Here is a 7,011-nt window from a genome sequence, read left to right as displayed (position 1 = left end):
AAATGCAATAAATGTTGTTAATGTAATAATCATAACTCCTGTCGCAAGACCATCTAATCCATCTGTTAAATTCACTGCATTAGATTCTGCAGTAAACATGAAATAAACAAAGACTGGATAGAACCAACTAAGATTAACACTAATATGTGCAATAGGAATAATAATTTCAGTTGAGAAGTTAGGTAAATATGCTTTAGCTAGGAAATAGAATGCAATCGCAACAACTGACTGCATTGCATATTTATAACTAGGCTTCAACCCTTTATTACTATGCTGTACAACAATTAAGTAGTCATCAATAAATCCAATAAGCCCAAATCCGACTAATGCAAATGTTAATAGATTAACATATGGATTCATAAAGTTCTGATAATGGCAGATATAAGCTGCAATCACAGTAGCTATGATAAATACGACACCACCCATTGTAGGTGTTCCGCCTTTTTTCTTATGAGAAGCAAGTCCCTCTTCTCTTTCTACCTGTCCAAACTTTAATTTATGTAAGTAAGGTATAACCTTAGGCATGGCCACTAATACAAGTGCTAATGCCACTATAAAACTGATCATTAATAGAAACATGAAAATTTCCTCCCTCTATTTTACCCCACAAGTGTAGCATAATATGGGTGTAAATACAATGTCACTTATTTCGCATAAAGCTCAATCTCAGTGCCTTGTTTTAATTCAGTTCCCTTTGTAATACTTTGAGCATAAATAGAGCCCAAACCATTCATTTTAATTTCAACACCTGTGAGTGATGCAAAGGCTTCAGCCTCTTTACGAGACCAGCCAAGCATTGAAGGCATTGTATATTTCTGTCCATCTGTTAATAAAAGTACTTTAGAACCCATTGTAACTTCTGTTGTACTTGATGGATATTGTCCTACTACTGTAGAACCATCACCAATGAGTATTGGTGTAAGCGAATGTTTCTTTAAGATACTTTCAACATATGATGTACTCTGGTTCATATAGTTATTTAATACATAAGGTGTTGAATTTACCTTTTCAGTATCTTTGCTTAAGATATTTAAAGCTGATTTAGTAATACTCTTGACTACCTCTCCAGAATAGTTAGTACCGCTGCTTTCATTCTGGAACCAGACTATAACTTCTACTTCAGGATCACGATAAGGTGCCATACCGACAAAGGAATGTGTATGCTTAGAAGCAGAATAAGCACCATTTTCCGCAATCTGACCAGTACCAGTCTTACCAATGATTTCTACAGATGAATCTCTATAATCACGACCTGTTGATCCATCAATATTAACGACACCATATAAAAGTGTTCTCATCTGAGCCACTGCTTCAGTAGAATAGATTTTCTTAGAATAAGAAGTTTTAGCACTATAGAGTGTCTTACCATTTGTAGGATTAACTACCTTTTCTACTAAATAAGGTTCTACTGTACGGCCATCATTCGCAAATGCTGAATAACCTCTTAATAGCTGTAGTGTAGTAACTGAAGAACCTTGACCAAATCCTGTTGTGAAATATTCTAAGCTCTTTGTTTTACCGTCATAACCCTTTACACCACTACCAGAGAATAAGCCATCTACCTTACTAGTTTGGAATAATCCAAGATTCTTATAATCTTCAATTAAGCTAGACATATTTGTATGTTCAGCAAGAATATGACAAATAGCTGTATTAGAAGAATGGTACAACCCATCACGATAAGTAATACGGCCCCATCCAGTTTTATTGTGGTCATGAATTGTCGCAATAACACGGCCATTAGATACATAATCATATGTACCTGATTCATATTTGCTATCTAAATCTAATACACCATCTGTTAATGCATTCGCATAGACAAATGGTTTAAAAACCGAACCACATTCAAATGCTTCATTTAAGAATGTATCGTTATAATTAGTTAAATCTCGTTTATTAGGATCAAATGAAGGATAGTTAGATACAGCAAGAATAGCCCCTGTTTTGACATTCATAACTACAGCACATGCTTTTGTAGCCTTCGTATTTTCCTGCATATCTTTCATTAATGAATCTAATTCTGTCTGAAGTGTTGAATTGATTGTTAAATAAACATCATTTCCACTTACTGACTTCTTATCAGAAATAACCCCATTAGGAAGAGTATTACGCTTAGAGTCTACTAAATAAACTCTCTGCCCATTTGTACCCTTTAGCCAATTATTATAAGTCTTTTCAATACCCATCTGACCTACAATATTATAAGGATCCGTTTCTGCCGCTACAGCTGCATAGCCTACTTCATAGCTTGCAAAATCACCAAAACGATAATTACGAGATGTAATTTCATCAAATTCAAGACCAGGTAACTTCAATGCCATAATCTTCTCTTTTGTGATAGAAGATAAATTACGGCCATAATTACCAAATTCTACCTGATATGTATTCTGATTCAAGCGATCTAAAATTGTTGCTTTAGATACGCCTAGAATAGGTGCTAACTGTTCAGCTGTTTTATCTTTATTTACAATATATTGAGGATTATTCTTCGCATCTAATCTTTTTGCAAGAATAGCCCTTAATTTATATTTCTTTACATCAGAAGCAACTATTTCGTTATCACTTGTATAAATAGTCCCACGTGCTGCCTGAACAACCTTAGTGACCTGTCCACCTCCACGTTTCTTTGCAAAATCTCTTATATTGACGTTACTCATCATTGTCTTACCTGTTGTACATAAGTAACAGACATTGATTGCTAATATAACCATCATAAAGAGAAATACAAGCATAACGACCTGACCGCTTCTATTTCTATTTTTGTTCATTATTCTTCAGCTCCTACCACTGCAGCAGCTGCAGAACTAGGCTGATAATCATAACCTTTCTTAGTGGCAACATCCTTCATACGTGAGAAAGAAGCCAATTCCTGTTTAGACATTTCTAAAGCATCAATATCTGACTGCACATTAGATATTTCATCCTGTGTCTTTTTGATTTTCGCATTAAGTTGTGATTCATATGAATTCAAATAAATACTACCTACCAAAAATAGCACAAAAGAGAACGCAAGCAGCATTTCTGTAAACTTTAAAAATCTTGATTTTCTTCTTTTCATTATTCATCACGTATCCTTTCTATCACTCTTAATTTAGCTGAATGAGAACGTCTGTTCTCTGATAATTCTTTTTCATCTGCCACTATGGGCTTTCTTGTTACCTTCTTAAAACGAGGCTGGTATTCCTCCGGAATAACTGGCATACCCATTGGTAAATCAGGTACTGCAGTCTTTTCATTAAACATATACTTTGTAATTTTATCTTCTAATGAGTGGAAGCTGATGACTGCCACACGTCCACCCACATTAAGTAAATCTAATGAATCTGTTAAAGCACGTTCAAATACATTTAACTCATCATTCACTTCAATACGAATTGCCTGGAAAGTACGTTTTGCAGGATGCCCACCTGTACGTCTTGCGCGAGCTGGAATAGCCTTCTTTACTATTTCTACAAGTTCAAAGGTTGTTTCAATAGGTTTAACCTGTCTTTCCTTTTCAATCATTCTTGCAATTGATTTCGCAAACTTTTCATCCGCATACTTATATAAAATAGTCACTAAATCCTGATAAGAATAATTATTCACTACTTCATAAGCACTTAAAGGCTGTTCTTGATTCATACGCATATCTAGTCTTGCATCTGTATTATAGCTAAATCCTCTTTCCGCATTATCAAATTGAGGAGAAGATACACCTAAATCAAATACAATACCATCTACCTTATAAACACCCTCCATTGAGAGTCTTGCCTTAATCTCTTTGAAATTTGCATGAATAATAGTAAAGTTGTCAGAAATCTTTGACAATCTTTCTCTTGCAGCTTCAATCGCATTGGTATCCTGATCAAAACAATATAAATGTCCTGTTGTCAATTTTTCTAGAATACGAGAACTATGTCCCCCTCCTCCTAGAGTACAATCCACATAAATACCATCTTCTTTTATATTCAATGCATCGATTGTTTCATCTAATAATACACTATAGTGTTCAAACATATTTATCATTCCTCATTTTCTGATATTCTTTCTGATAAGTCATCAAACTGGTCATCATATTCATCATAGAATGCATCCCATTTAGCAGTATCCCATATTTCAATATGTTCACCAGCACCAACGATTGTACACTCTTTTTCTAGATGAGCATGTGTACGTAATACCTGGGGAATATTGATACGACCTAATTTATCAAATTCACTGCAGCTCATACGAGAAGTTACCATACGTAAATAAGCACGCTCTTCTTTCTTCTTATTTGATAACTTCTTCAATTCTGCATAATAAGTCTGCCATCCTTCTTCTGTATAAACATCTAGACAGCCTTCGTGGCCTCTCATGATATAGACATGGTCTCCGCATTCACCACGGAATTTAGCAGGGATGCTCAAACGGCCTTTAGTATCTAGATTGTGCTGATATTCACCAAAGAACATGCCTTGCTCACCATTCCTTTCCACAATTATCCACTTTCATACAATTCTTACCACTATTATAGACTTAGAATGCACTTTCAGACAAGAAATTTATGGATTTTAAATGCAAAAAAAGGTTTTCTAGCATAAAACGCCAAAAAACCTCTTAAAAATAAAAAAAGAGAGATTTTCATCTCTCTAAAGGAATTATTTTACATCCTTAACTTTAACGCCATTATAATAACCACAATGACCACAAACTCTATGTGCTAATTTGAATTCACCACATTCTGGACATTTAACAACTGCAGGAGCTGATAATTTGTCATGAGTTCTTCTCTTGTCTCTTCTTGTACTTGATACTCTTCTAAATGGTACTGCCATCTTGTTCTACCTCCTTATTCCTGATCCTTGAAATAATCTTTGAGTTTTGCTAAACGGGGATCGATTGTATCCTCTTCTTTTGCGACTACTTCGCTTTCATCCATAACTTTCCAGCCTGAGCCGCTTGTTTTCATCTTTGCGCCTTCCTTCACAACTCTCATTGGAATAGCCATCATGATTTCCTGGAATATGACAGAAGTAAGATCAGCGACATCCTTTCTTGCTTCTACAACATCCTCATCATCTTCAGGCTTATAAAACGCAAACACAACATCTGTATCAATAGAAAATGGGTAATCGACATCTTCCAATGATATAGCGCAAGGAACAACCATTGTTCCCTGAACATGGTATGTTACATATAGACGTTCTTCACTACTATTGAAGTTGCCTGATCCTGTAACTTCCACATCCTTCAAATCATTGATTCGAGATAAGTTATAGAACATTTCTTTAGGAAATGTTATCGTTTCTTCGAAATCAAATTTTCCATTTTTCTGTTTGACTAACCAATTACGATTCCATTTCACCTTGATCACCCTCTATAACTGCATCACCCATTATAATGAAAATGAGATTATAAGTCAATCAAAAAAATCATTTTCTAATGGGCATTAATCGCATATTTTTTAAAATGTCTTTGCGACCGTGTGTATTCTAACATAGTTTATTCAAAAAAGATAGATAAATTTTCAAAAACCCATTTAAAACCTCTGATCATTCTTTGATCTGGTTCAGTAAAATGACCCCCATTCTCTTCTATATATATACATCTGTTATTCTTACTTAGATATTGATAGGTTTCTATTGTATTTTGTCCTACCGTACACATGAGCTTATTCTTTGTTTTTGATTCTTTTCTACCTAGACTTAAGTATACTACTGCTTTTCTATTAATAGTATGAAGATAGTTGATCCAGCCTGGAAACCATAAAGAACCAGATGCACTTATACATCCTACAAAAGATTCATGTCTTCCATACATCCACAAACTAAACAAACCACCAAGTGAATAGCCCGCAATAATATAATGATGAGAAGAATTCATAGTTGAAAGAATCCACTTTTCAAGTTCCTCACCCTTTCCACCAAAACCGTCAGCAGGCCATGGAGAAAGTTCACTATTCCAATCCTTAATAACTGGTGCAATAAGACAATAATTTCCCTTTAATGAGTCTACAATTGAAGTGCAATCATGAAAGAAACAGAAGATATAAACGTCAGCATCTTGATTGCCATAAATCTGGCATTCTCTTCCATAATAGATCATATTAGTTTGTAATGCTCCATTGCATTATATATTCCATCATTATCCACTGTATCAGTCACATAATCTGCAACAGCCTTTGCCAAATCAGCCCCATTGCCCATCGCAACGGCAGTACCTGCCATTTCTAACATTTCTATATCATTTGTAGAATCTCCAAATGCATAGGCATTTTCTATTGGCTCACCAACAGCTTCCATAAAATCCTTAATAGCAGCCCCTTTAGATACACCTTTATTCATCATTTCTCCAGCCTTTGCGCCAAATGTTGATGTATAGCCTCCAGCTGGTATAAAAGTCAAGCTTGGGTCTAATTCTTTCATGAATCTCTCAGCTGCTTCTACTGTATCAAAAGTTGCATCAATCTTAAGAATTGGATTATTCTCTATTTCAGCCATCGTCTTCATACTCTTTTTCTTAAACACTTCTTCAACAGGTTCATCAAATTTCTTTTTGAACTGTTCTTCAAACATAGCATGTGTATAAGGATTCTGATAGCCATTTTTCCAATCTATGATCTGATAGCCTCCACCTAATTTTTCAATAAGTTCAAGTGTTTTCTTTACAACATCACTTGAAATGATTTTCTGTAATTCCGGCTTACCATCACGAACAACCGCTGCGCCATTCGCAATAATTGCATCTTCTATTCCTGTAAAAGAAATTTCCTTTGTCATAAAATAACTTCTTCCTGTACAAAAGAAACAATGATGCCCATTTTCTTTTGCTTTCTTAATCGCCTCTGTTGCACTTTGTGGCACAGTATGTGTCACATCACTTAATAAAGTACCATCTATATCAAAAAATAAATATTTCCCCATATGTTTTCTCCTATACCAATAGATTATAGTGTAATCTCTTTGAAGTATTATAGTATAAGAATCCAAAAAGAAACATTATTTTCTAATTATGATCAACTTTTCAAAACTATTTTGACAAGAACCTATC

The 7,011-nt window shown here is 34.7% G+C and carries 8 protein-coding genes and 1 pseudogene; all 9 read right to left on the bottom strand.

All coding sequences use genetic code 11. From position 1 onward, the window contains the following. A pseudogene (locus ACT8VG_RS05635) lies at nt 1-579 on the bottom strand (phospho-N-acetylmuramoyl-pentapeptide-transferase); the annotation flags it as partial. Nucleotides 580-644: 65 nt separating this feature from the next. Next, complete coding sequence (locus ACT8VG_RS05630; RefSeq protein WP_444195373.1) at nt 645-2,768, bottom strand: penicillin-binding protein; 2,124 nt, start codon at nt 2,766-2,768, stop codon at nt 645-647. Then, the gene (locus ACT8VG_RS05625; RefSeq protein ID WP_192923993.1) at nt 2,768-3,058 is read right to left on the bottom strand and encodes a hypothetical protein; all 291 of its coding nucleotides are present in this window, start codon (nt 3,056-3,058) and stop codon (nt 2,768-2,770) included. Before ACT8VG_RS05625 ends, ACT8VG_RS05630 begins: the two co-directional genes overlap by 1 nt. Further along, entirely contained in the window at nt 3,058-3,996 is a 939-nt protein-coding gene (gene rsmH / locus ACT8VG_RS05620) for a 16S rRNA (cytosine(1402)-N(4))-methyltransferase RsmH (RefSeq protein WP_022424831.1), read from the bottom strand. Before rsmH ends, ACT8VG_RS05625 begins: the two co-directional genes overlap by 1 nt. Before the next feature lie 5 nt (nt 3,997-4,001). Next, nucleotides 4,002-4,457, bottom strand: coding sequence for a division/cell wall cluster transcriptional repressor MraZ (gene mraZ / locus ACT8VG_RS05615; RefSeq protein WP_419178502.1), 456 nt, complete (start codon nt 4,455-4,457; stop codon nt 4,002-4,004). A gap of 162 nt (nt 4,458-4,619) precedes the next feature. Beyond that, nucleotides 4,620-4,796, bottom strand: a complete 177-nt coding sequence (rpmF, locus tag ACT8VG_RS05610; RefSeq protein WP_006504992.1) for a 50S ribosomal protein L32 — start codon at nt 4,794-4,796, stop codon at nt 4,620-4,622. Nucleotides 4,797-4,810: 14 nt separating this feature from the next. Next, entirely contained in the window at nt 4,811-5,335 is a 525-nt protein-coding gene (locus tag ACT8VG_RS05605) for a DUF177 domain-containing protein (protein WP_187012287.1), read from the bottom strand. A gap of 128 nt (nt 5,336-5,463) precedes the next feature. Next, complete coding sequence (locus tag ACT8VG_RS05600) at nt 5,464-6,066, bottom strand: hypothetical protein (RefSeq protein WP_444195372.1); 603 nt, start codon at nt 6,064-6,066, stop codon at nt 5,464-5,466. Then, nucleotides 6,063-6,884, bottom strand: coding sequence for an HAD family hydrolase (locus ACT8VG_RS05595; protein ID WP_444195371.1), 822 nt, complete (start codon nt 6,882-6,884; stop codon nt 6,063-6,065). The genes ACT8VG_RS05600 and ACT8VG_RS05595 overlap by 4 nt, the downstream gene beginning before the upstream one ends. Nucleotides 6,885-7,011: the final 127 nt, after the last annotated feature.

This window comes from Catenibacterium sp. (assembly GCF_052354645.1).
Classification (GTDB): Bacteria; Bacillota_I; Bacilli_A; order Erysipelotrichales; family Coprobacillaceae; genus Catenibacterium; species Catenibacterium mitsuoka_A.
This window is presented reverse-complemented; position numbering and strand designations above follow the sequence as displayed.

Excerpts from the sequence above, each read along its gene's own strand:
- ACT8VG_RS05630 (WP_444195373.1), bottom strand. The coding sequence starts at position 2,768 with ATGAACAAAAATAGAAATAGAAGCGGTCAGGTCGTTATGCTTGTATTT.
- ACT8VG_RS05625 (WP_192923993.1), bottom strand. The coding sequence starts at position 3,058 with ATGAAAAGAAGAAAATCAAGATTTTTAAAGTTTACAGAAATGCTGCTT.
- rsmH (WP_022424831.1), bottom strand. The coding sequence starts at position 3,996 with ATGTTTGAACACTATAGTGTATTATTAGATGAAACAATCGATGCATTG.
- rpmF (WP_006504992.1), bottom strand. The coding sequence starts at position 4,796 with ATGGCAGTACCATTTAGAAGAGTATCAAGTACAAGAAGAGACAAGAGA.
- ACT8VG_RS05600 (WP_444195372.1), bottom strand. The coding sequence starts at position 6,066 with ATGATCTATTATGGAAGAGAATGCCAGATTTATGGCAATCAAGATGCT.
- ACT8VG_RS05595 (WP_444195371.1), bottom strand. The coding sequence starts at position 6,884 with ATGGGGAAATATTTATTTTTTGATATAGATGGTACTTTATTAAGTGAT.